We start from the raw sequence: 24,009 nt of genomic DNA, 5'->3' as shown, positions 1-24,009 counted from the left end.
AATGCAAATTAAGGTGCCATTTCTTATCCAAATGTCCTAGAATTGGGTAACGTTAAAAAACGTTATTTAACCCATATTTTTTTATTCTTGGACAGGACAATGGCCGGTGTAAATAACTCTTCAAATTTGTTGGAGAACGTCCAACAACTCTCTGAAAAGCAATATTCTAAGCAACAAGCTGAGCTTGTTAAACAATTCTCCTCATTAATATACTCAAGCGTCTCTGAAGATGAGTTTAGTGAGCGCAGTCCCACACAGTTTTTTAACTCCATATCGAGTCTTTGGAACTTTATCCAGGATTTCGATGGAGCCAGCAAAGTAAGAGTTTTTAATCCCGACAAGAAAGACGATGGTTGGGAGTCTCGCTATACAGTCATTGAGATAAATCACCGTGACATTCCGTTTTTGGTTGATTCTATTCGTATGGAACTTAACAGGCATGGTATTGATGTGCATTTACACATTCATGTACCGATGTTTATTAAGCGTACAAAAACGGGCCGCATCTCGAAAGTCGACGTGTCTTATGACAAATGCAGTTCGGAAGGCGAAAACATTGAAACGCCAATGTACCTTGAAGTTGACCGTTTAATCGATGCTGACGAAATGCAGCGCATCGAGAAAGACTTGGTGCGTATTTTAGGCGATGTTAGAGCGACTGTTTCTGACTGGAAGCCAATGCGTCAAAAGATGATCGATGTCATTGCTGAACTTGAAAATGACCCGCCGCCATTACGTGAAGATCGTATTGAAGAAACCGTTAACTTTTTACAGTGGGTAAAAGAGAACCATTTCGTTATGATGGGCGCTCGAACCTACGATCTTAAGAAAAATAAAGATAATGAGTATTACTTAAAATCAGTTAAAGGCTCAGGTCTTGGTATTTTAGGTGATGAGCAGAAATATTCTGAGTATTATCTTGCCCGTTCTCCAAAAGGCGCGCAAAAACTTGCCTTATCGAACGAGCATATTTTGGTATTAACCAAAACCAGCACTTTATCAACAGTTCATCGCTCAAGCCATATCGACTATATCGGTGTGAAGCGTTTTAACGACAAGGGTGAAGTGATTGGTGAGCACCGCTTCTTTGGCTTGTTTACCTCAGCCGCGTATAACATGGATCCCCAAAACATTCCGGTTCTACGTAAGAAAATTAACAATGTTCTTACTGAGTCGAAACTTAAGCCGGGTGGTCATGACTACAAGGCTTTAAGAAATATTCTGGAAACCTATCCACGAGATGAGTTATTCCAAATTCCAACTTTAAAGCTTTTAGACATCGTGCTTGGTATTTTACATATTCAAGAGCGTCGTCAAGTTAGAGCTTTTGTACGTCGCGATCCTTTCGGTCGTTACTTTTCAGTATTGACCTTTGTGCCTCGTGATACGTATAACACCCGTATCCGCTTGAAGATGACGGACATTTTGTCAGAAACCTTCGATAGTAAAGGTGAAATTGAGTTTACGACGTATTTCTCAGAGTCCAACTTGGTTAGAACGCACTTCCGTGTACCTGTGGAAAATACAGAATCCATTAAGTATGACCTTGACGAGTTACAGGAGAAGCTGGAAGAAGCAACGCTGACCTGGGAAGAAATGCTGACTGATGAAATTAACAAGCGTTACGATGGCGAAGAAGCTGCGGTTTTATTAAGAAAGTACCGAAAGGCATTCGCACCAAGCTTCCAGAATCAGCAAAGCGTAAACTCAGCAATGATCGATATCGAAAATATCGAGAACTTGAGTGACGATTGGCCACTAGGTATGTTCCTGTATCGTTCGGGAGACGATCAGTCTTTACGTTTCAAGCTTTACCATAAAGACACACCTATGCCGCTATCTGCGGTAATGCCCATGTTGGAAAATATGGGGTTGACCGTGATTGATGAAACGCCTTATGAAGTGTCTTCAGAGTTACTAGGTGAGTATCGTATTCTTGACTTCGATGTTCGCTATGATGAAGCAGAAATCGATGTCGAAGAGGTTAGAGACAACTTCCATAAAGCATTCGCTAAAGCTTGGTATAAACAAAGTGAAAACGATGGTTTTAACCGCTTAATTCTAGCTGCGGGTTTGGATTGGCGCCAGGTAGCCGTATTGCGCGCTTACGCAAAATACATGTGGCAAATTAACTTTACCTTTAGCCAGGTTTATATTGAGCAGACACTTTCTCAATATCCGAAGTTGGCGACTGGCTTGTATGAATTGTTCGACTTGAAGTTTAATCCTGCCGAAGAGTTTAGTCAGCGCAAGTATGCGTTGAAGAAAAGCCAATTATTAAAAGATGTTCAAACCGTTGAAAGCCTCGATCAAGATAAGATCATCAATAAATATATTGAGATGATTGAAGCAACGTTACGCACTAACTTCTATCAAGCTGATGAAAACGGTAAAGACAAATCGTATATTTCATTCAAGCTGAATCCAAGCGTCATTACAGACATGCCTAAGCCTGTCTTAATGTATGAAATATTCGTTTACTCACCACGTATCGAGGGTGTACACCTTCGTGGCGGTAAAGTAGCTCGTGGTGGCCTGCGCTGGTCAGATCGCCGTGAAGATTATCGTACGGAAGTATTAGGCTTGGTTAAGGCGCAACAAGTTAAGAACTCAGTAATCGTACCTGTCGGTGCTAAAGGCGGATTTGTCTGTAAACAACTTCCGACAACTGGTGGACGTGAAGCTTTCTTCGCCGAAGGTGTTGAGTGCTATAAAATCTTCATTCGCGCTTTACTAGACATTACAGACAACTATGTCAATGACAAGCTTGTTCATCCTAGAGATGTCGTTATTCACGATGATGAAGATCCGTATTTAGTTGTTGCAGCAGATAAAGGTACCGCTACTTTCTCCGATATCGCAAACGGCATCTCAGAAGAGTATGGCCACTGGTTAGGCGATGCGTTTGCTTCTGGTGGTAGTAATGGTTATGACCATAAAGGTATGGGTATTACTGCTCGTGGTGCTTGGGAGTCAGTGAAAAGGCACTTCCGTGAGATTGGCATTGATTGTCAGAACGAAGACTTTACGGTAGTAGCTTGTGGTGATATGTCAGGTGACGTATTCGGTAACGGTATGTTGCTTTCGAAGCATATTAGACTGCAAGTAGCATTCAACCACATGCACATCTTCGTCGACCCGAATCCGGATGCTGCAACTAGTTATAAAGAACGTGAGCGCCTATTCAACCTTCCTCGCTCAGGCTGGAATGATTATAACGCCGAGTTGATTTCTAAAGGTGGAGGGGTTTTTGAGAAAAGTGCGAAGAAGATTGATTTAACGCCTGAAATGCAAGAAATGTTAGGGGTTAAAGTTAAGTCTCTGTCACCAACGGAATTCATTAATGCTGCCTTGAAAATGAAGGCTGATTTATTCTGGAACGGTGGTATCGGAACTTACGTTAAATCAAGTAAAGAAACACACCTAGAAGTAGGCGATAAAGCGAATGATGCTGTGCGTGTTGACGGTAAAGACATGCAGGTAAAAGTCATTGGTGAAGGTGGTAACTTAGGATGTACACACCTAGGTCGTATCGAATATATGCAACACGGTGGCCGTGCAAACGCTGACTTTATCGATAACGCGGGTGGTGTGAACTGCTCGGATAACGAAGTTAATATTAAGATTTTGCTCAATGGTGTCGTCGCTACTGGTGACCTAACTCAAGAGCGCCGCAATGATTTATTAGCTCGTATGACTGATGATGTTGCCGATATAGTCATTAAAGACAACTATCGTCAAGCGCAGTCGATTAGCGTTACCGAAACTCGTGCACCGACCATGGTCAAAGAGCATATGCGCTTTATCCACGGTTTAGAAAAATCGATAGGACTTGATCGTGCGTTAGAGTATTTGCCGACTGATGAAGAGCTTATCGAAAGAGAAGCGAATGGCAAGGGACTAACTCGTGCTGAATTAGCTGTTTTATTAGCTTATGGCAAGATGGAGCTAAAAGATGCACTGCGTATTCCAGCCGTAACCGAAAACAGCTACTTTGAAAGCTACTTGGTAGAATATTTCCCAAAACCGCTTCGCAAAAAGTATCTTGAGCAAATGCTGAAGCATCCGCTAAAAGATGAAATCATCTCTATGTGTTTAGCTAACGAGATGGTTAACCTCATGGGTACTAACTTTGTCTTCCGTGTTATCGACGAAGTGGGTGCTAACATTGGCGAGGTTGCGCAGTGTTATGTTATGGCGAAGGAAACGTTCCAACTCACTGCGTTATTTGAAAGCATTGAAGCTCTGGACAATAAGATCCCAGCTGGTGTACAGACTAAAATGATGTTCCAAGCGCGACGTATCGTACGCCGTGCGACCCGCTGGTTCGTGCGCAACCGCAGAAAAGATCAGTCGATTGAAGAAGTTGTTAAGTTCTTCAGTAAAGGCGTTGCTGAGTTGCAGAAGAGTGTTCACAAGACACTTGAAGCGAAAGAAGCTAAAGGTATCGAGAAGGAAGTGCAAGAGCTGGTTGATCAGGGCGTCCCTGAGAAGCTTGCTAGACAGGTTAGTTACCTAAGTACTATGTTCTCAGCAATGGACATTATTGAGCTGGCTACGCAGTATGAGTTGCCGATTCTGACAGTAGCTGAGGTCTATTATAAATTGGGTGCTGAAGTTGAATTGCATTGGTTCTTGAACCAGATCATTGCCCAACCAGTGGGGAACCACTGGCAAGCATTTGCACGTTCAGCGTTCCGTGAGGAGCTTGATAACCAGCAACGTGATTTGATTGAGGCTGTTTTACCACTGACCTCAAACTTTAAAACGCCTGAGAAGCGAATCGAACACTTCCTAGCGGAGCATGAAGACTTGTTATTACGCTGGCGTGAAATGGTTACTGATTTTAAACAAAGCAACAGCCATGAGTTTGCCAAGTTCTCGGTTGCACTACGAGAGTTGCAGATTTTGGTTCAACGCAGCCAACGTTTGATTAAGTAATTGATTTTAAAGTTTTAAAGTCATATAGGCCCGGTTTGTCCGGGCCTTTTTTATGGCTAAATATAAGTTATTGATGCGCAAAAATATCAATTGCCATAATTCGTCATAATTTATTCATTGCAACTTCAGAATCCTTTGTTCTACTAGACTCATTACAAAGACATAAAGCATTAACAGGAGTTAGCAATGTGCGTATTAATAGTACCGGATGAAATGAAGCAATCGAAAGAGTACAACCAAGTTTTTGAAAACTACATGAAAGATCAGCAAAAGGAACGTGCGGAAATTGTTGCTGAGGAACGTGTTCAAGATCGCTCGTTTTTGAGTATGGTAAAAAAAAGCACCAAACTATAAGCTGGTGCTTTTTTATTGTATAGCGCTACGACTGAGAAGCGCTATTGGAGCCTAGCGGCAGCATCTAAACGAATGGTTGTGCCGTTAAGGTAAGCATTCTCAGTAATATGCTGAACTAGCTTTGCGTATTCCTCGGTAGTACCAAAGCGTGACGGGTTCGGAATACCAGCAGCAATTTGTTCGCATACTTCAGGCGTAATCTTTTCCATCATTGGCGTTTCGAAAACACCTGGTGCAACCGCCATTACACGCACCTTAATTCGTGCAAACTCACGTGCCAGTGGTAATACCATGCCCACGATAGCTGACTTAGTCGCTGAATAGGCTGTCTGGCCTATCTGGCCTTCGTAAGCGGCGATAGAAGCAGTATGGATAATAACACCACGTTCACCATTTACTTCATCGTTCTCTTGCATATGGCGAGAAGCCGCGCGAGTTAACAAGAAGCTTCCTAATAGATTGATATCAACAACTTTTTGAAAGTAGTCCGCAGGCATAGGGCCTTTTTTGCTATGGATCAGGCCAGCGCCTAAAATACCAGCACAGCTTACGGCTAGGTTAATCCCGCCCATAAACTCAGCGGCTTTATCGGCAGCACTGTCTACATCTTGCTCTTTACTGATATCAGTTTTAATGAATATGGCGTTTTCACCAAGTTCTTTGGCTACGTCGTTACCTTGTTCTTCGTTAATATCCAGTAGTGCAACTTTTCCGCCGTGGGCGATAACGTGCTTTGCTGTGGCTAAACCTAGCCCAGAAGCGCCACCACTAATTAAAGCTTTAGCTTGTGAGAAATCCATAGTAATACCTATGTTCTGATGGTCGAAATTTTAGGTTGAGCATTGTACCAACCCTTGTTAAACATGCCAATCGGCGCTTAATCGCGCGACTCGTAAAGGCCCGGTAATCCTTGGCTGTTATCAATATTTTTATCCAGCTGCAAACTAGGCAATAATCGAACCAAGTCTTGTCCGCTCCACGGTTTTTGGTAGTCGGCTGCATATAGGGCCTGTTGAAGATCTTGAAGCTCGTTAGCGAGTGGATCTTGTCCAGTTTGGCGACAAAACTTCTCAAGTTGGACAATGTTTGTAACTTGGCTGACGTCTGACTGGCTGTTTAACCAGTTATTTAAGCGTTTCTCGGTAGCCTTTGCATTATTTGCCGCTGCACTTTTTATAATGTTTTTTAGCTGAGAGGGTGTGTCGTCCATCGTTCGAGAGTGTGTGTTTTGAGACGTATCATCGCTAGCTACTAAATTTCTGTTTCGTTTAAAAAACCAAAGTAATAGCGTAGCTATCCAAACAAATGCCAATACAAAACTAGCATACTTCCAGTAATCGTTGTCTTGAGTCGTTTCCATAGCTTGCGAATCAGCACTATCGTTTGGATTTGTTGTTTGTTCCATGGCAGTTTCTTGACTCTCAGGAACTACGGCTTGTTGAGTATTTTGCGTAACCTGTTTTTGGCTTCTAGCAACCTGGATCGTTTTCGCTTCTAATGTAGCGAATTCTTGTTGATCAGATTCTACATTCCACCAAGGGATTTTGATTTCAGGCAAGCTGATTTCACCCGCCTTGCTCGGAATAACCACGACTTTTTCTAAGTGGTAACTATTAACACCAAAGCGATTAAATCGCTGGTGATACTGTGGAGTATCTCGATAAATAGTAATACCGTCTTGCTCAGGAAAGGTCACTGTAGGCAGCTGAGTTTTGAGTAAGCCCGAGCCTTTAATGATGAAATCTAACTGTGCTGGCTCACCGACAGTAAAGGTTTGATTATTCGGTTGCCATTCTGCCTTGAGCTCTAAGCCTGAGGCCGGAAGCCAGGGTTCGGCAGCACCCTCAGGCTTTGCCTTAACTTTAACAGTGTACTTCTGCGTGCTTAAACTGATCGGCTTTAATTGTGAGCGCTTCCAAGGGGAGCTGTTATTGTTATCGTCCAAAATCGTAGCACTATAAGTGATAGGCTCGATAACCATCTCACCACTTTGTTGTGGGAAAATTGCGTAGCGCTGCTCTATAACACGGAAACTTTTATCGTTTTTAATAAAGTTAAAGGTCTTATTATCCCCTAGTTGCTCAACTAAGGCATTGGTCACGCGAATAGGGGTGATGTTTTGATTCCTAGTGACCACAGAGCGATAAATACGCACTGTAAAAATCAGCTGTTGCTGAACGTAAACTTCTTCGTCACTGAGGTTCGCTCTAAGTTTAATTTTAGCGCTGTCCGGATTATCAAAACCAGATTCCTCAGGCAGGATGCGAATAGTGAAAGGTTTAGAGCGTTCAGCACCAATATTTAACGCTGGAATGGTAAAAGTTCCAGCGTTCTCTGCCAGTAGCTCAAAATCCCACCCCATTTGTGAGCGGTATTGGCCGTTGATAATAATGCTGTTATTAAACTCTTGGCGAGTTCGAACTTGGATGTCGTCGGGTAGAAAATCTAGGTTAATGCCGGCGTTTAAAGTAGCAGGATCTTCAACCTGTACCCGTAGAAAAAACGTTTCGTGGGCTCGTATTTCCGAGCGATCGAGTGTTAGGGTTATTTTGGCGAAAGCCGGCCCTGAAAACACTAGCAGTGACAGTAAAATCAATAAAGAACTTAGAATTCTATTCATTGTATTCATATACTCTTACCAATTCTTTTCGACATGCTGATTGCGTCCACGGCGTTGGTACTCACGGTACATCTTACGTCTTAATAGGCCACCTGGATCATCAGGCAGGCGACGCAACCACTGCTCCATCTCTTGATCTTTCTCTTCTTCTTTAAACTGCTCTTTGAGCTGCTCTTCAGTTAACTCGGGCTTTTGCTGTTCTTGCTCTTGCTTTTGTTGCTGCTCAGAATCTTGTTGCTGTTGTTCGCTGTCTTGATCAGACTCTTGATCGTTTTCTTGATCCGATTGTTGTTGCTCGGAGTCTTGCTGCTGATCATTCTGCTCAGCGTCACCATCTTGATTCTGGTTTTGCTGTTCCTGTTGCTGCTCTTGTTGTTGCTTCGCTTGTTCGACAACGCCTCTATTATACTCTGCATCTTGGTGGTCGGGATCTTGCTTTAATGCTTGCTCATAAGCTTCGATAGCTTGCTCGTACTCGCCTTGAAGGGCTAGGGCATTACCTTTGTTATACCAATCATCAGCCTGTAGAACATCTTCGGGTAACTGCTTTAATAGTTTTTCCGACGCATCATAACTGCCCATGCGGTATGCCGCTTGGGCTTTCCAACGAGGGTCTTTAAACTTTCTATAAGCTTCTTCTGGGTTATCTTTATCAAGTAGCTTTTTAGCTTGCTGGTTATCGTTAAGGAAAAGCTTCTCTAGAGGATTTGCTTGCGCAGTTGGTGTGGTCAACCCCATGAAGGTGAATAGACATAGACAGCCAAGTAAAGCACGATGTTTAAAGCTCAACAAAGCCAAGGGTAGCAATAAAATAATCAGCCAGTAGCCAAGATCAAACCAGTCGTCAGCAAACTTGTTCTCCTGCTGCTCGGAGTCAGTGTTAGTGCTGGTCGCCTGAACCATTAGTTGTACATCGCTGTTATCGGCAGTAACTGGAGTCAACAAGGCATCATTCTCTCGCGCAAAGGCCTCTAGCTTGGAGTAGTCGAGCTGAGGGATGACCACATTGCCGTTTTGATCTTTGAGAAAGCCTTTCTCGTTCGAGAGTTTTATCGGGGCGCCTTCTTCGGTTCCTAGCGCTAACACGGTAACTTGGTACGGCGTACCTTCTAACTGCTCGGTAATGGCCTCAAGGTTTTCTTCTTCCGCACCATCGGTAAACCAAAGGATTTTTCCTTGGGCTAACCCAGTGCTGTCTAATAAGTCGATAGCTTTTTCAAAACCTAATTCAGGGCGGCTACCAAGCAGCGGCATAATGTTTGTCGATAAGGCGCCTAAAAGGTTTTCAATGGTATCTTTGTCGCTCGTAAGTGGGCTTAAAATAAAGCCATCGCCAGCATAAACCACTAATCCCGTTAGCCCTTCGTTGTGTAGCTTTAAGTAATCTTTAATTTTATATTTCGCGCGCTCTAAGCGACTCGGTTTTATATCGTCAGCGTCCATGGAGTAGGACATATCGAGCAATATAACTTGCGTGGCTTTACTCGAAAAAACCGGTTGTGGGGTTTTCTTCCAAGTAGGGCCTGCTAAGGCGAGGCAAGCGATAATCCAAAACACTAACAGAAGAAACGGTAAATGTTTGCGGGTTTTACCAGCATCAGAGCGAGGCATTATCCATTCGAGTAGATGCGGATCGATAATCGCCGCCCAGCCTTGACGCTGTTGGCTAATCCTGCGATAGAGCCAGAACAGAAACGCCGCAGGGATAATTAACAATAATGCCCAGGGGCGTATAAAGTGGAAAAGGCTCAAATCAGGCATTATTGACCTCCGTCCGCTGTTCTAGACGCGATACCAAAATTTGATATAAGACTTTCGCAAAGCTCAGTAACAATACGATTAGTAGCGGAAAATAAAACAGTGCTTTACTTGGGCGATAACTTTGGTCCATATCTTCCACTGGCTCTAATTCATCCAGTTTGGCGTAAATTTTTTCCAACTCTTCGGTGTTGCGCGCACGAAAATACTGGCCGCCCGTTTTCTCGGCCACTGCCGTTAAGGTGGCTTCGTCTAATTCTTTTGACGGATTTATTGTACGATCGCCGAAAAAGCTATTTCTAACCACCATTCTATCCGCGCCAACACCAAGGGTATAAATGGTGACGCCTGCGTGCTCGGCAAGTTCCGCGGCCTGGAGGGGATTGAGAACGCCTGTATTATTTTGCCCATCAGTCAGCAAAATTAGCACACGATTTTTTGCGCTACGATCTTTAAGCTGTTTTACTGCTAAGCCGATGCTGTCGCCAATAGCGGTTCTTGACGAACCCGCCAAACCGATTTCGGTTTCATCCAGCATGATTTGCACTGTTTTTAAATCAAACGTCAGTGGCGTTTGTAGATAAGCCTGCTCACCAAAGAGTATCAAGCCTAACCTGTCGCCATCACGTCGTTTAATAAACTCTTTCATAATGGCTTTAACGGCCACTAAACGGTTGACAGCTTGGTTGTTTAGCTCCATGTCCTCCATCTCCATCGAACCAGAGATATCAATGCTGACCATTAAATCACGCCCGCTACTAGTCAGTGGAACGGGATCGCCAACCCAAGTAGGGCGCGCCACGGCAAAGACTAAAAGAGTCCACAGTAAAAAGTTGTACCAAGGAAATTTGCCTTTAACTTTTTTGCCTTGCTCGCGCTGCATTTTCCAGTAGAGGTACAGAGGCGCGCGCAGAGCTTGTTGGCGTTGCTTACGTTCTTCAAGCCACCAAATAAGCAAGGGGAGCGGTAACAGCAATAACAACCAAGGCCACTGAAACTCAAACATCTGAGCTCTCCTTGACCGTGCTCTTGACGGTATCCTTGGTGTTAGATCGTGTTTGATACTGGTTAAGCCATTGTTTGGCTTGCTCAGGCAAACCTTCGGCCCACTGAGTCACTTCATTTAATATGGCGTCTTTATCGAGCGTTTCGCTGTAGCTCGCGGGCTTATAGGGCAAGTCGACAAAAGCATTGATCGTTTGCTCGCTGAGTGTCTGTTTATTGAGTGACTGTTTGCTGGTCGCCTGCAAGAAAGCTTGCCACTCCTGCTGGCTCATACGACCGATCTTGTCTTCTGGTACATAACACAAGCTTAAACGGCGCATAAGGTTATGACTTTTCGCTAACCAGCGACTTTCTTTGTTAGTTTGTTTTAACTGTTTTAGTTCTTTAACCGCCAAGCGAACGTAACGATAGTGACGTTTCTTAAGAATGGCCTTGATGATAAATAGCGCCGCAATAAGCACAACTAAAGCAATAATAATCCACCAGCCGGGCGCTAGTGGCCACCAACTAACAGGCTCGGGTTGGTGTATATCTCGTAGCTGCTCTAGTAATTGTGCAGTTTGAGTTTCTTGCGTGCTGGTGGCGAGTAATGATAGTTGCGTGAGCATAATTTATAGCCCCGCTGCTTGATTGTTTAGCGCTTTGCTATTTAAAGACTTGTTATTTAAAGCCGGGTCGAGCGATAAATCGGTAATCGAATCTTCGGTGCTACACAGTCTAAAAGCCGATTGCGATTGCGTAAAATAGTTAGCAACTTGCGCCACGCGCTGTTCGAAGCTGTCTTTATGACGTTGCATGTCTCGGCGGTTGTCGGCATCAATACGAATATGGCTTAAACCGTCGGTTAAAGTGTATTGGCCAGGCAATGGAATAGTCGATTCGAGCGGATCAGCAATCATCACGCCATAAATATCATTATGTTGCGCTAGATAGGTTAAATGCTGTTGGCACTCGCTATTGAGATTCATAAAGTCACTAAAGATATAAATCAGACTGCCGCCTTTAACCAAATGGCGTAATCGCAACAAAGTATCGCGAAGGGCGTTTTGGTTGACCTCAAAACTAGAGTGTTCTTGGTAAATCGCCTCGAGACGCTGATTATGCAGCTCCATCATTTGTTGCAACAAGCGTAAACCATTCTGGCGGCGATTCGAGGGTTTGAGTTCTAAATGATCATTGGCCGTACTGAATAATCCCGCTACTCGATTACCACTATTAAAAGCCGCCCAAAAAGCACGCGCCGAATGTAAGCAGGCTAAAGTCGATTTAAAACGATTCTTGGAGCCGAAGAACATGGTGTCCTGTAAATCCGTCACGATATACACCGGACGCTCGCGTTCTTCTTGGAAAATTTTAGTGTGCACCTTGCCCGTACGCGCCGTCACGCGCCAGTCGATAGTGCGAATGTCGTCGCCAGCCTGATACTGGCGAACCTCGGAAAACTCCATACCGCGACCTTTAAAAGGCGACAGGTGCCCACCGACAAGATGTGCGCGTGTTTTCTTATGCGGTAATGGAATACTTTCTTTAGCCCAATACTGACAGGCAATAAGCTGCTCCAAGCTCAGCTCGATGCTGTGCTCGCGTGCTTGTTGGGCAGTAACACTATATTCAGTCATCGACACACTAATCGTTTACGGTGTTGGAACTAAGTCAATAAGCTTAGTGATGACATCATTGGTGCTGATGCCTTCGGCTTCAGCTTGGTAACTTAAAATAATACGATGGCGCAGAATTTCCGGCAATATAGCCTGAATATCGCTCGGCGTCACATAATCGCGGTTGTCGAGCCAAGCATGGGCGCGGGCACAGCGGTCGAGCGCAATAGTGGCACGAGGGCTGGCACCATATTCAATATAGCTCGCAAGCTCAGGCGCATGTTGCTCAGGCGCACGAGTGGCAATAATTAACTGGATTAAATACTGCTCAACTTCCGGTGCCATGTGAACCGTTAAGACTTCTTTGCGCGCCGCGAATAGCGACTCTTGGCTGATGCTCAAGGCTTGTGGTGGCTCGCCAGAAAGCGCTTCTTGTCGATTTACCGCTAAAATCTGAGCTTCAGCGTCATGATTCGGGTAATTCACCTCAACGTGCATCAAGAAACGATCCAACTGCGCTTCAGGCAGCGGATAAGTACCTTCCTGCTCGATAGGGTTCTGCGTCGCCATGACTAAGAAGAACGGCGGTAGCTCGAAACTCTCGCGCCCCACGGTAATTTGGCGCTCAGCCATAGCCTCTAATAAAGCCGACTGAACTTTGGCCGGTGCACGGTTGATTTCATCGGCAAGAATAAAGTTATGGAAAAGAGGGCCTTTCTGGAAGTGGAAACTGCCGTCTTGAGGACGATAAATCTCAGTACCGGTTAAATCCGCCGGTAACAAATCTGGAGTAAACTGAACGCGGTGGAAACTACCTTCCATCGCCGTCGAAAGCTCCTTAATCGCACGAGTTTTCGCTAAACCCGGCGCACCTTCCACCAGCAAATGACCATCCGCCAAAGTAGCGATAATCATCCTATGCACCAAGCTCTCTTGGCCAATAATGCGTGATTGTAGAAACTCATCAAGCTGAATAAATTGTTCTTTTATACTCATGATTGCCTTCGTGCACGAAAAAGTGTGTTCAATGTAATAGATCTGTAGGCAGTTTTGTATCAAAAAACCATAAAAAGTTGCAACTAATTGTTACCCGTTGACAGAATAAGTCCATATAACCTCAATTCAGGACCCTATATCACCCCGAGGAGCTCTAAAAAGTAAGCCACTTTATAGCGGTTTTGACTCTACTCTTAGCTTCGAGTAGTCTTTACTTTAACGGAAACGGATAAATTAAGAATACGAGGAACTCGTCAATAGGAAGAACTCATTAGGAAAGTTAGCCTTTTAGAGTAGTAATTATAATTATATATAAACCAATTAATTATAAACAAATACAGGAATTCCTAAGCTATTAATTTATTCCGGCAGAAACGAAATTTTGCAATCCCCATTTGGCTCAAAAAGAGAGCTAATACTATTGTAGTTTATTGATACTGCGTATTTAGGAGAAAACTTTGAATATTACCTTCAACAATGGAGCGCAGTTTATTCGAGCTGACCTTCACATACATTCTTACGGAAAAGACTCAGGTTCTTTTGACGTTAATGATCAAGATATGACGCCTGAAAGAATTGTGGATACAGCAATAGATTCCAATCTGCAAATAATAAGCATTACAGATCACAACGAAATTCTAAATAGTAAGGCAGCAATTGATTATGCCGAAGACAAGGATTTATTTGTGGTGCCAGGAATTGAAGTTAGCACAACACAAGGGCACCTTCTTATATATTTTCCAAGCTTCCAAGAGTTGAGGTCGTTTCATGGGAAGCTCACTATTTCGGAAGACAAAGAGCGTTGCTCACAGGGTATCGTTGAGTGCTTAAACTTAGCTTCTCAGTTCAATGGTTTTGGAATCCTTGCACATATTGAGTTGGATTCTGGTTTTGAAAAGACAGTAGTACGGTTTAATTCTCAAATGGACGATATTTTCTGCCACCCAGCTTTGCTTGCTCTTGAAATAAGTAGAAAAGCTAGTTATGAGCTTTATACAGATGAAGATTCCGATAGTAATCGATTGGCTTTAGTAAAAGAGCGAAGAAAAAGGCTTAATCTCCATGATGATATAATACTCCCTAAAGTCATGTCCTCTGATTCACACTCAATAAATAAGCTTGGAACAAACGCAGAAGGAAATAAGAAGCTAACACGTTTCAAAGTTGATGAATTGAGCTTTCAGGCACTCCGCATTGCTTTGATGTACTATGAATCTAGAGTTCGTATTGAAGATGTAATTCCTGAACAGGTTCCAAAATTTGTCAAAATTGAGATTAAGGGAGGGCTGCTAGATGATCAGTTTATTGATTTCAGTAGTAACCTAAGTTGCATAATAGGAGGCAGGGGGACTGGAAAGTCAACATTGATGGAGTCTATTCGCGTGGCATCAGGGAATGATTCCTCGAAGGATGTCGTTGATAGCGACGTATGGCCCGATGATATTAGTTTGTTTTATGAAGATGAAACTGGAAAAGTAATTGAATTTCGACGATCCAAAAATGGTTATGCATTCAATCATACGGATGGAGATGATGGCCTCCAAAGAGTTCCTATGGAATGTTATGGGCAAAGTGAAACAGCCGATACAATAAAGAACAGTGATGAAGAGCCTCAAAATCTGCTTGATTTTCTTGATGGTTTTTTGGAAATCGAGCATTTAAAGTTAGAAGATGCAAATGTCTGCGAATTGCTGCTTGAAAACCAGAGCACTCTAGGGAAGTTGCGAATTGAGGTTGCAGCAATAAAAGATACTGAACGGCAACTAAATTCTTTAAAGGAGAAACAATTGCGGCTAGAACAAGACAGAGTTGGCGATCTTGTTAAGCATCAAGTAGCTTTAGTGAAAGAGAAGGGTTTAAGGGAAGATCTAATAGAACAGCTAAATAAACTTACTAAAAGCTATCGAAAGGTTCTTAAGGATTCAACGCTATTTGAATACTTTGATGAATTTTCTGATGATGAAATCATTGTAGGAAAAGACCAGATAGCCGAAGTAAAGAAGCTGGTTAATGAGTTTTCTGAAATTGTGTCAGGTAAATCTGATGAGTTAAACGTCGCCTTAGAAGAAAAAATTGGTCTTCTTAAAATTCAACTCGAATCATGGAAGTCCAAAGAGTCCGAAATTCAACAACAGATTGATGATAAAAAGTCGGAGTTAGAAAAAGCAGGGATTCCTTTTGATATTGGCAAAATTAATCAGATAGCTAAAGATCTTGAGTATTATAAGAAGCGTCTTAGGAAGCTCCAGGCCGACCAGGTTGAGCTGAGTAAAAAAGAGAATGAAAGAGATGAGCTACTGAAACAGCGTGTTGAGCTGAAGAAAAGTATTTATAAAGAACGATATTCTTTTGGTACACGGATCAACAATAATTTAAAAAACTCAGTTGATGGGTTATTTGTTTCTGCAAAATTCACCGAAGGTGGTTACTCGCCAAGATTCGAGGAACTTCTCAAGCAAATGATGGGCTGGAGAACCTCCCAGGTTAAAAGGTCAGAAATTATAGCGTCTAAGATGTCACCAATAGTCTTTTCTTCAGAGGTTAAGCGTCGTCGAAAGTCTAAATTTGCAAAGATTTTTGATGAGAATGGCTACCGAGTGTTTCCAGATGAAGATATAGAACGAATATTTGACCTGGTCGGAGAGAATAACTCATATGAGGACTTCCAAGCGCTTTCATACGAAGACAGGCCACACATTTTGGTGACCAAAGTAGTAGAGGTAGACGGTCATACAAGGAATATCTCTAAGTCAATATCCAAGTTGTCATTAGGTCAGCAGCAGTCAATTATTCTGGCAATTCTTATTCAATCTAAAAACAATATTCCACTGTTAATAGATCAGCCTGAAGACAACCTAGACAGCGAATTTGTTTACAAAACTATTGTTGCAAACCTAAAGAAAATAAAAGAAACAAGACAGGTAATAATCGTCACGCACAATGCAAATATTGCAGTTCTGGGCGATGCAGAATTAATTATCCCTTTGCGAAGCACAAGTGATAAGACATCGATTGTAAGTCGAGGCTCGATCGATAGGAAATCTATACAGAAAGATTGCTGTGCAATCCTCGAAGGAGGAGAAAGAGCATTTTTGCAGAGGCAGAGTATATATTCTTTATAGACTTACTGGAATTAATGGCGTCAGAGTACATCACACTGCAAATATTCAAGCTGTGCTTACAGTTCATTAAACCTCATAGGCGCTTCGGCGCCTTTTTTGGTTGGGAGACTGTTTGTCGATATTTAGTTATTGGAAAAGGTATAAATTCAAACGAGTGTTTGAAATATCCTAGTGATTAGGTAGAATCAAGGTAGAACATTTTATTAGGAGTTATCATGAGCGAGACAACTGCTTCCAATTCCGAGAAGAGTAGTACAGCTAAGAAGACCACTCGCGCGACGAAACAAGATCGCGTTGCTATCGTTTCTGGGCTTAGAACGCCATTTGCTAAGCAGGCGAGTCATTTCAGAGGCATTAATGCGATTGAGCTTGGCAAGATGGTGGTTAATGAGCTGATCCAAAAGACTGAGCTTGATCCTAAGCTGATTGAGCGTGTGGTTTTTGGTCAGGTGGTGATTTTGCCTGAAGCGCCTAATATTGCCCGTGAAATCGTCTTGGGTACGCCAATGAACGTGCACACCGATGCTTATTCTGTGTCGCGCGCTTGTGCCACGAGTTTCCAGAGTGTGGCGAGTTTGGCGGAATCGATAATGGTTGGTGACGTTGAGGTGGGTGTTGCTGGTGGTGCTGATTCATCTTCGGTGGTGCCTATCGGAGTTAGTAAAGCCTTGTCTTTGGCGTTGGTGGATTTGCAGAAAGCGAAAACGATGGGGCAGAAGCTATCTATCCTGAAAAAACTTCGAATTAAAGATTTAACGCCGGTTCCGCCTGCGATTAAGGAATATTCGACGGGATTAACCATGGGCCAGAACGCCGAGCAAATGGCGCGCGACCGTGGTATTACTCGTCAGGAACAAGACGAACTCGCGCATCGCTCGCATACGCTAGCCGCTAAGGCGTGGGAAGAGGGCTTGCTTGATGATGAAGTGATGACTGCTTATGCTGAGCCTTATACCAAAGAGCCGTTACAGCGCGACAACATTGTGCGTTTCGATTCAACGCTTGAGGGCTATGCCAAATTACGTCCAGCCTTCGATCGTAAGTACGGCACTATTACAGCCGCTAACTCGACACCCTTAAGCGACGGTGCTTCTGCGGTGATTTTGATGAAAGAATCAAAAGCTAAAGCGCTTGGCTATGAGCCATTAGGCTACATCAAAAGCTATGCGTTCGCAGCGATTGAAGCGGATCATGACATGTTAATGGGGCCTTCATACGCTACGCCACTAGCCTTGAAAAAAGCGAAGTTAAAGCTGAAAGATTTAGATCTGATTGATATGCACGAAGCTTTTGCGGCACAGACGATTTCCAATATGCGTGCTTTCGAGTCGACTCAGTTTGCTAAAGAGAAACTCGGTCAGCGCACTAAGATTGGTGAAATTGATATGGATAAATTTAACGTACTTGGTGGTTCTTTGGCTTATGGTCATCCCTTCGCAGCTACCGGTACGCGAATGATCACGCAGACGTTACGCGAATTAAAACGTCGTGGCGGTGGCCTAGGTTTAACCACGGCGTGTGCCGCTGGCGGGATTGGTGCTGCAATGATTTTGGAGGTTGAATAATGTCGGATAATACATTCTTTACATTTGAGCAGCAGGACGATGGTATTGCCGTCATCTCAATCGATTTGCCGAATGAGTCGCAAAACGTCTTAAAGATGGAGTTCATCGCAGAGCTTGAGCCTGTGATTGAGCAAATTAAAAATGATAGCTCTATCAAGGGCTTAATCATTAAAAGTGGCAAAGAAGGCAGCTTTATTGCTGGCGCCGACATTACTATGTTTGGCAAGGTTGATACGGCGGAAGACGCTGAGCAACTTTCTTTAACTGGCCACAAATTCTTCAATGCTTTAGAAAAGCTGAATAAGCCAGTGGTTGCAGCGATTCATGGCGCTTGTTTGGGCGGTGGTTTGGAATTAGCGCTCGCGTGTAGCGGACGTGTGATTTCAGATAGCCCAAAAACAAAGCTTGGCTTGCCAGAAGTACAGCTTGGCGTCTTGCCTGGCGGTGGTGGAACCCAGCGTTTACCACGCTTAATCGGTATCGCGCCTTCGTTGGACATGATGCTGACGGGTAAGCAACTATTCCCAAAGCAAGCTAAGAAGCTTGGTTTAGTCGATGAAGTAGTGCCACAGGCTAACTTGATGAAAGCGGCCTTAAAGCGTATTCAAGAATTACGCAAAGGCGTCGAGAAGAAAACGCCAATTAGCAGTTACTTTAGCGCAAAAGGCTTCCAGAAGCTGGTTTTAGAGTCTAATCCGTTTGGACGCAACATTATCTTTGATCAGGCGCGTAAGACCGTCGCTAAGAAAACCAAAGGTAACTATCCGGCGCCAAACAAAATTATCGAGTGTGTCGAGAAAGGCATGTCGCAAGGCATGGAAGCGGGCTTAGCGATTGAAGCGCGTAATTTCGGCCAGTTGGTGGTGTCTGATGAAGCTAAAGCGTTAATCAGTGTGTTCTTCGCGACCACTGAGCTGAAGAAAGATAATGGCGTCGATTCTGACGCAGAGCCGGCTGACATTCGTAAAGTGGGCGTGCTGGGTGGTGGTCTAATGGGCTCTGGCATTGCTTATGTGTCAGTGGACAAGGCTAAGAAACAAGTTCGAATTAAAGACGTTAAGCCAGAGGGCGTGAACGGTGCTTTGAATTACTCTTGGAATATCATTTCTAAGAAGATGAAGAAGCGTATTATCAGTCCTTCAGAAGCACGTCATACCATGTCGCATTTAACGGGCAGTACGGATTATTCGGGCTTCAAAGACGCAGATATTATTATTGAAGCGGTGTTTGAAGACTTAGAGCTTAAGCATCAGATGGTTAAAGATGTGGAAGAGCATTGCTCAAAAGACACTATTTTCGCCACTAATACTTCGTCAATTCCGATTTCCAAGATTGCAGAAGGCGCTGCTCAGCCTGAGAAAGTCATTGGTTTGCATTACTTCTCGCCTGTGGAGAAGATGCCATTGGTCGAAATTATCACCACTGACAAGACCGAAGACTGGGTAACGGCGACCTGTGTTGAGCTGGCTAAGAAGCAAGGCAAAACACCTATCGTGGTTAATGATGGTGCTGGTTTCTATGTAAACCGTATTTTAGCGCCTTACATCAATGAAGCGGGTATCTTGCTTAGCGAAGGCGTGGCTATCGAGAAGTTGGATAAAGCGATGGTTAAAGCGGGCTTCCCTGTGGGCCCAATTAGCTTACTTGATCAGGTGGGTATCGACGTTGCGACTAAAGTTGCACCAATTCTGGAAGATGCCTTTGGTGAGCGTATGTCGACGCCGAAAGCCTTCGAGAAGTTGAAAGCTGATAATCGCAAGGGTAAGAAGAATAAGCGTGGTTTCTATAAATACGATGGTAAGTCTAAGGGCAAAGAAGTCGACGAAAGCGTTTATTCAGTGCTTGGCGTCAGCCCAGACAAGCATATCGAAGCTAACGAAATTGCCGAGCGTGGCTTATTAATCATGGCTAACGAAGCGGCGCGTTGTTTAGACGATGGCATAATCCGAAGCGCGCGCGATGGTGATATTGGTGCAATTTTCGGAATTGGCTTCCCACCATTCCACGGAGGCCCATTCCGCTATATGGATAAACTGGGCATCGACAAAGTCGTCGAGCGCTTAGAGCATTACCAGAAGTTGCATGGTGATCGCTTTGCACCTGCTGATATCTTAGTGAAAATGAAGGATAACTCGGAAACGTTTCATTAGAAGTGTTCTAGTTTAGACGTTTTGAATGGTTAAACGTCGATAATAAAAAGCCCTGAAGCTGTATGGTTTCAGGGCTTTTTTATGAAAACGAGTAGTAGAGTACAAAATTCAGATAAAAATAAAGGTGGCAAAGCCACCTTCAAAGTTCTATAGGGAGAACTGAATTAATCAAAGATTCTTTTTAGTAGAGGCTTCGCTAAAATTGTTAAGACTACAGCACCCAATAACTCTTTGTTTTGCTGGGCAACTTCCCATATCATGGGCTCGTTTAACAAAAACTTAATGCCTACCACAGCAAGAATGACAGCAAGCACATACTTCATGATTTACACCTCAACCTTTGCAATTGGAACTTATGATTTACGACTGTCTAAAATTTTAACAGTTACAAAAAAAGGTTCTGTGGCATAAGTCTCACAGAACCTTGATATAGTGTGAACAAGTTTGCAATTGGTGAAGTTTAGCGTCAGCTTTATTTACATACAGGCCAAACCTCAGAAGTTAGTCGTAACTAACTCCCTAAGCCTCTGATTTTATGCATATTAGAGGTTGTAGCGGAAATCAAAGCCTGAGGTTAGGCCAGTGATTTCTTGAGACGCTTTAACGCCAAACGACCAGTTTTTTGACAAGTAATAACGTCCTTCTAAGCCGTAAGTCGTTGAATTTGAATCTTCATGGTTCGCTTCGTCAACATAGTCAGAGTAATCGAAGTCTTTATAACCGGCGAAGAGCTTGTATTCCCAGTTAGTGGATAAACGCCCACGGAAACCTAGATTCACTAAAAAGCCGTCTTCGTCGTTGCCGTAAGTCGATTGATCAATAATGCCGTCACCATCAAACTTGGCATAACCCGCTTCCATAAAGAAGTCGTCGGTACGCGTTGATGGTACGTGAAAGCCGAAGACCATAGAGTATTCTTTCGCGGTTACATTGCCTTTATTGCCAGCAGCCCAGACATCGGCAGACTGGGATTGTAAAGACGCTGCTATATACCAGGTTTCGTCAAAGGCTTGTGAGATATTGAACTGGTAACCAGTTTTATCGCTAGTGAGTTCGCCTTCACTGTGGATGTAGCCAAAATCTACATAGTCATAGCGAATTTTATCGTTAGCTTGGACCGAGCTGCTGGCGATTGTCGCTAGCGCCACGGCTGTTGAAATAAGTGTTTTTTTCATTGTTTTCTGTTTTGCTTTGATGCCTAAAATTTGTGCTAGTGTACTATAAAGCTTTCTCTTGAGAAACTAAGCCTTTACACAAAGCTAATGTAAGTCTGGCTTTGCAGTGTGCCAGGTAAAGAAAAGGCCGCATTACGCGGCCTTTCTTGCTCTCTATGGACAGCTCTTAGAAACCAGCTCTTAGAAGCTATAACGGAAGTTAGCACCATAGTGGTTGTCTAACTCGTCATCATTACCGATTTCAACACCAACAGACATGTTACGGTTGAAGTGGTAACGACCTTCGATTGTTAGGTCAGTTGACTCAAGTACGTCTGAGTACTGAGCATAACCACCTAGTTCGAAGTTCTGGCTCGCCATGCCACGGAAACCCGCTAGCGCGTTGAAGCCTGAATCATCGAATCCACCAATTTCATAGTCTTCGAAACCAGCTTCTGCAACGAAATCAACTGAGTTGTTGATTGGCGTATGGAAACCGACGTTTAAACGAATGCGATCAACGTCTGTATCACCAACGTTAGTTTCAGCTTTCATTATCTCAGCTTTACCATACCAGTTTTGGTTAAAAGACATAGCGCCTTCGAACTCTACACCGTCAAACTGATCGTCATAATCCTGAATACCACCCTGCACGTAATCGTAGCTAACGCCATTCGCCATTGCTAAACTAGAAGAAAGGGCGATACTTGTTGCGATAAATACTTTTTTAAGTGACATTGTCGTCTCCTCATAATTCTTGTTAAATAATGCAACTGTATTATGGTTCAAGTAAACTGAATTAAGACTGAATTAAAAATTTATAGTCTCGTATTTATGAGAACTTTCTCACAAAACCTTGTATAAAATAAGGAATCACATGAATTCATCGATTTTGCCGGTTTTAGAGCAACTTAATAAAGTGTTATTGGGTAAACCTTACCAAGTAAAATTAGCAGTTGTTTGTTTATTAGCCAAAGGTCATTTGTTAATAGAAGATTTACCTGGAATGGGCAAGACCACTTTAGGGCAGGCGATGGCGAAAGTGTTTGGTTTGGACTTTCAAAGAATTCAGTTTACGAGTGATATTCTGCCCGCAGACATTGTTGGCGCTAATATTTTCGATCGCGAGAAGTCAGCATTCGAATTTCACCCAGGCCCAGTTTTTGCGCAACTGGTTTTGGCTGATGAAATTAACCGCGCCACGCCAAAAGCGCAAAGCGCTTTGCTCGAAGCTATGGAAGAGCAGCAGGTCACGGTCGAAGGTAGTACGTATGAGTTACCTTCGCCATTTTTTGTTATCGCGACGCAAAACCCTACGCATCAAATTGGTACTTACCCTTTGCCAGAATCGCAACTCGATCGCTTCCTCTTTAAGATCAGTTTAGGCTACCCTGATGCTGCTTTGGAGAAGGTTTTGCTGAAAGGAGAGTCGGGGCGAACTAAGATGCCTTCGCTTCAATCCTTGCTTGATCTTGAAACGTTAAAGCAGCTACAAGAAACGGTAGCGGGACTAACGGTTACTGATCATTTATTACAGTATGTGATGGATCTGATTCAGGCCACGCGACAAAGTCCTGATTTTGCTCATGGGCTTTCGCCTCGTGCGGGCTTAGCTATCGTTAGTGCGGCTAAAGCTTGGGCTTTTGTCGATGGGCGTGATTATGTCTTGCCAGAAGATATACAGCAGGTTTTTGTCGCTTCTGCGCGCCACCGATTGCAGTCGATTAAAACCTCGTCGACCTCGACCATTGAGTTAATCGAAGAATTAATTAACGATGTGCCTGTGCCTGCCTAATGATTAAATCGGCAAAGAAAACATTTTTCAGCTGGGTCGATAAACGGTTACCTTTACAAGTAGCGACGTTATTGAAGCAGAAGAACATTTATATCTTACCTACCCGTTATGGTTGGTTGATGCTGGGTATTTTGGTTCTGATCTTAGTGGCCTCGACAAACTACCAAAACAACATGGGTTTTATGGCGGGGTTTATCCTCTTGGCGGTGGGGCTGCTCTCCGTTTTTTATACTTTCCGTAATTTAAAAGGCCTAGAAGTTCGCTGTCATAAATCCGGCTCTGTGTTCGCTACTGAAGATGCTACGCTGAATGTGCAGTTAGTGAATAACACCCAAGGTCAGCGTTTCGCCATTGGCGTCGGCCTGACCAAGAAAAGCGTGAGTTATGTCGATGTCGAGGCGGAGTCTAAATCGCTAGCGACCATTAGCCTAGAGACACAGCGACGTGGTTACATGCCGGTTCCGAGGGTGGTCTGTTCGACTATTTTTCCTTTTGGTATTTTTGAAGCTTGGTCCTGGGTACGTTCGCCTTACCAAATTCTGGTCTACCCAAAACCAATTCCATGCCCCGAGCCTTTGATCACAACCAACACGGGTATCGACGAAGGACAAGCGCGTGAAAAAGGCGCTGAAGATTTTCATAATTTGCGCGACTATCAAGCGGGAGATCCGATCAAGCAGGTGATGTGGAAGGCTTATGCCCGAGAGCGTGGCTTGTTAAGCAAGGAGTTCGAAGATTATGTGGGCGAGCAGCAAACCTTAAGTTGGGATAGCGTCGCGCATTATGAAAAAGAACTCGCTATTTCATATTTAACTGACGCGGTTTTGGCCGCTGAAAAAAGTCAGCAGGTTTATGGCCTTAAGCTTCCTCAAGAAGCGATTGCCATGGGGCAGGGGCCGGAACATTTGCACAAATGCCTAAAGTCATTGGCTTTACTTTAGCGGAACGGGA

At 43.7% G+C, this 24,009-nt stretch carries 17 protein-coding genes; 7 read left to right on the top strand and 10 right to left on the bottom strand.

The genetic code is table 11. The features are described from left to right. Positions 1-99: 99 nt before the first annotated feature. Positions 100-4,941, top strand: coding sequence for an NAD-glutamate dehydrogenase (locus tag ABD128_RS04475; protein WP_343987138.1), 4,842 nt, complete (start codon positions 100-102; stop codon positions 4,939-4,941). A gap of 186 nt (positions 4,942-5,127) precedes the next feature. Beyond that, positions 5,128-5,295 (top strand): hypothetical protein, encoded by a 168-nt coding sequence (locus ABD128_RS04470; RefSeq protein ID WP_343987135.1) that lies wholly within the window; start codon positions 5,128-5,130, stop codon positions 5,293-5,295. 41 nt (positions 5,296-5,336) lie between these two features. On the opposite strand, the gene ABD128_RS04465 is transcribed toward ABD128_RS04470, so the two are convergent. The 7 genes from ABD128_RS04465 to ABD128_RS04435 form a co-directional block, all read right to left on the bottom strand. Next, on the bottom strand, positions 5,337-6,095 hold the full coding sequence (locus tag ABD128_RS04465) for an SDR family NAD(P)-dependent oxidoreductase (RefSeq protein WP_343987132.1): 759 nt from the start codon (positions 6,093-6,095) through the stop codon (positions 5,337-5,339). Positions 6,096-6,172: 77 nt separating this feature from the next. Continuing rightward, the gene (locus tag ABD128_RS04460; protein ID WP_343987129.1) at positions 6,173-7,915 is read right to left on the bottom strand and encodes a BatD family protein; all 1,743 of its coding nucleotides are present in this window, start codon (positions 7,913-7,915) and stop codon (positions 6,173-6,175) included. Between the two features lie 15 nt (positions 7,916-7,930). After that, a complete protein-coding gene (locus ABD128_RS04455; RefSeq protein WP_343987126.1) occupies positions 7,931-9,676 on the bottom strand; it encodes a tetratricopeptide repeat protein in 1,746 nt (581 codons plus the stop codon). Next, a complete protein-coding gene (locus ABD128_RS04450; RefSeq protein WP_343987123.1) occupies positions 9,669-10,679 on the bottom strand; it encodes a vWA domain-containing protein in 1,011 nt (336 codons plus the stop codon). Before ABD128_RS04450 ends, ABD128_RS04455 begins: the two co-directional genes overlap by 8 nt. After that, complete coding sequence (locus ABD128_RS04445) at positions 10,672-11,286, bottom strand: DUF4381 domain-containing protein (RefSeq protein WP_343987120.1); 615 nt, start codon at positions 11,284-11,286, stop codon at positions 10,672-10,674. Before ABD128_RS04445 ends, ABD128_RS04450 begins: the two co-directional genes overlap by 8 nt. 3 nt (positions 11,287-11,289) lie before the next feature. Further along, on the bottom strand, positions 11,290-12,297 hold the full coding sequence (locus ABD128_RS04440; protein WP_343987117.1) for a DUF58 domain-containing protein: 1,008 nt from the start codon (positions 12,295-12,297) through the stop codon (positions 11,290-11,292). A 15-nt stretch (positions 12,298-12,312) separates the two neighbouring features. Next, positions 12,313-13,272 carry an AAA family ATPase gene (locus tag ABD128_RS04435; RefSeq protein ID WP_110199125.1) on the bottom strand — a complete coding sequence of 320 codons (960 nt, stop codon included), beginning with the start codon at positions 13,270-13,272 and terminating at the stop codon, positions 12,313-12,315. 458 nt (positions 13,273-13,730) lie between these two features. Between ABD128_RS04435 and ABD128_RS04430 the strand changes: the two genes are divergently transcribed. The 3 genes from ABD128_RS04430 to fadJ all read left to right on the top strand — a co-directional run bounded on the left by ABD128_RS04430 (position 13,731) and on the right by fadJ (position 20,109). Beyond that, positions 13,731-16,394: a TrlF family AAA-like ATPase gene (locus ABD128_RS04430; RefSeq protein ID WP_343987113.1), complete on the top strand. Its 2,664-nt coding sequence runs from the start codon at positions 13,731-13,733 to the stop codon at positions 16,392-16,394. Between the two features lie 215 nt (positions 16,395-16,609). Further along, entirely contained in the window at positions 16,610-17,959 is a 1,350-nt protein-coding gene (gene fadI / locus ABD128_RS04425) for an acetyl-CoA C-acyltransferase FadI (RefSeq protein WP_343987111.1), read from the top strand. Beyond that, on the top strand, positions 17,959-20,109 hold the full coding sequence (gene fadJ, locus ABD128_RS04420) for a fatty acid oxidation complex subunit alpha FadJ (protein WP_343987109.1): 2,151 nt from the start codon (positions 17,959-17,961) through the stop codon (positions 20,107-20,109). Before fadI ends, fadJ begins: the two co-directional genes overlap by 1 nt. Before the next feature lie 164 nt (positions 20,110-20,273). Here fadJ and ABD128_RS04415 read toward each other — a convergent pair whose 3' ends face one another. The 3 genes from ABD128_RS04415 to ABD128_RS04405 all read right to left on the bottom strand — a co-directional run bounded on the left by ABD128_RS04415 (position 20,274) and on the right by ABD128_RS04405 (position 22,001). Then, positions 20,274-20,432, bottom strand: coding sequence for a hypothetical protein (locus tag ABD128_RS04415; RefSeq protein WP_343987106.1), 159 nt, complete (start codon positions 20,430-20,432; stop codon positions 20,274-20,276). Positions 20,433-20,651: 219 nt separating this feature from the next. Next, positions 20,652-21,284: a hypothetical protein gene (locus ABD128_RS04410; protein ID WP_343987103.1), complete on the bottom strand. Its 633-nt coding sequence runs from the start codon at positions 21,282-21,284 to the stop codon at positions 20,652-20,654. A gap of 180 nt (positions 21,285-21,464) precedes the next feature. Next, positions 21,465-22,001 (bottom strand): hypothetical protein, encoded by a 537-nt coding sequence (locus ABD128_RS04405; protein WP_343987100.1) that lies wholly within the window; start codon positions 21,999-22,001, stop codon positions 21,465-21,467. Between the two features lie 139 nt (positions 22,002-22,140). Between ABD128_RS04405 and ABD128_RS04400 the strand changes: the two genes are divergently transcribed. Continuing rightward, a complete protein-coding gene (locus tag ABD128_RS04400; protein ID WP_343987097.1) occupies positions 22,141-23,058 on the top strand; it encodes an AAA family ATPase in 918 nt (305 codons plus the stop codon). Beyond that, complete coding sequence (locus ABD128_RS04395) at positions 23,058-23,999, top strand: DUF58 domain-containing protein (protein WP_343987094.1); 942 nt, start codon at positions 23,058-23,060, stop codon at positions 23,997-23,999. Before ABD128_RS04400 ends, ABD128_RS04395 begins: the two co-directional genes overlap by 1 nt. Positions 24,000-24,009: the final 10 nt, after the last annotated feature.

The sequence above is a fragment of the Kangiella japonica genome (genome assembly GCF_039523535.1).
Taxonomy (GTDB): domain Bacteria; phylum Pseudomonadota; class Gammaproteobacteria; order Enterobacterales; family Kangiellaceae; genus Kangiella; species Kangiella japonica.
This window is presented reverse-complemented; position numbering and strand designations above follow the sequence as displayed.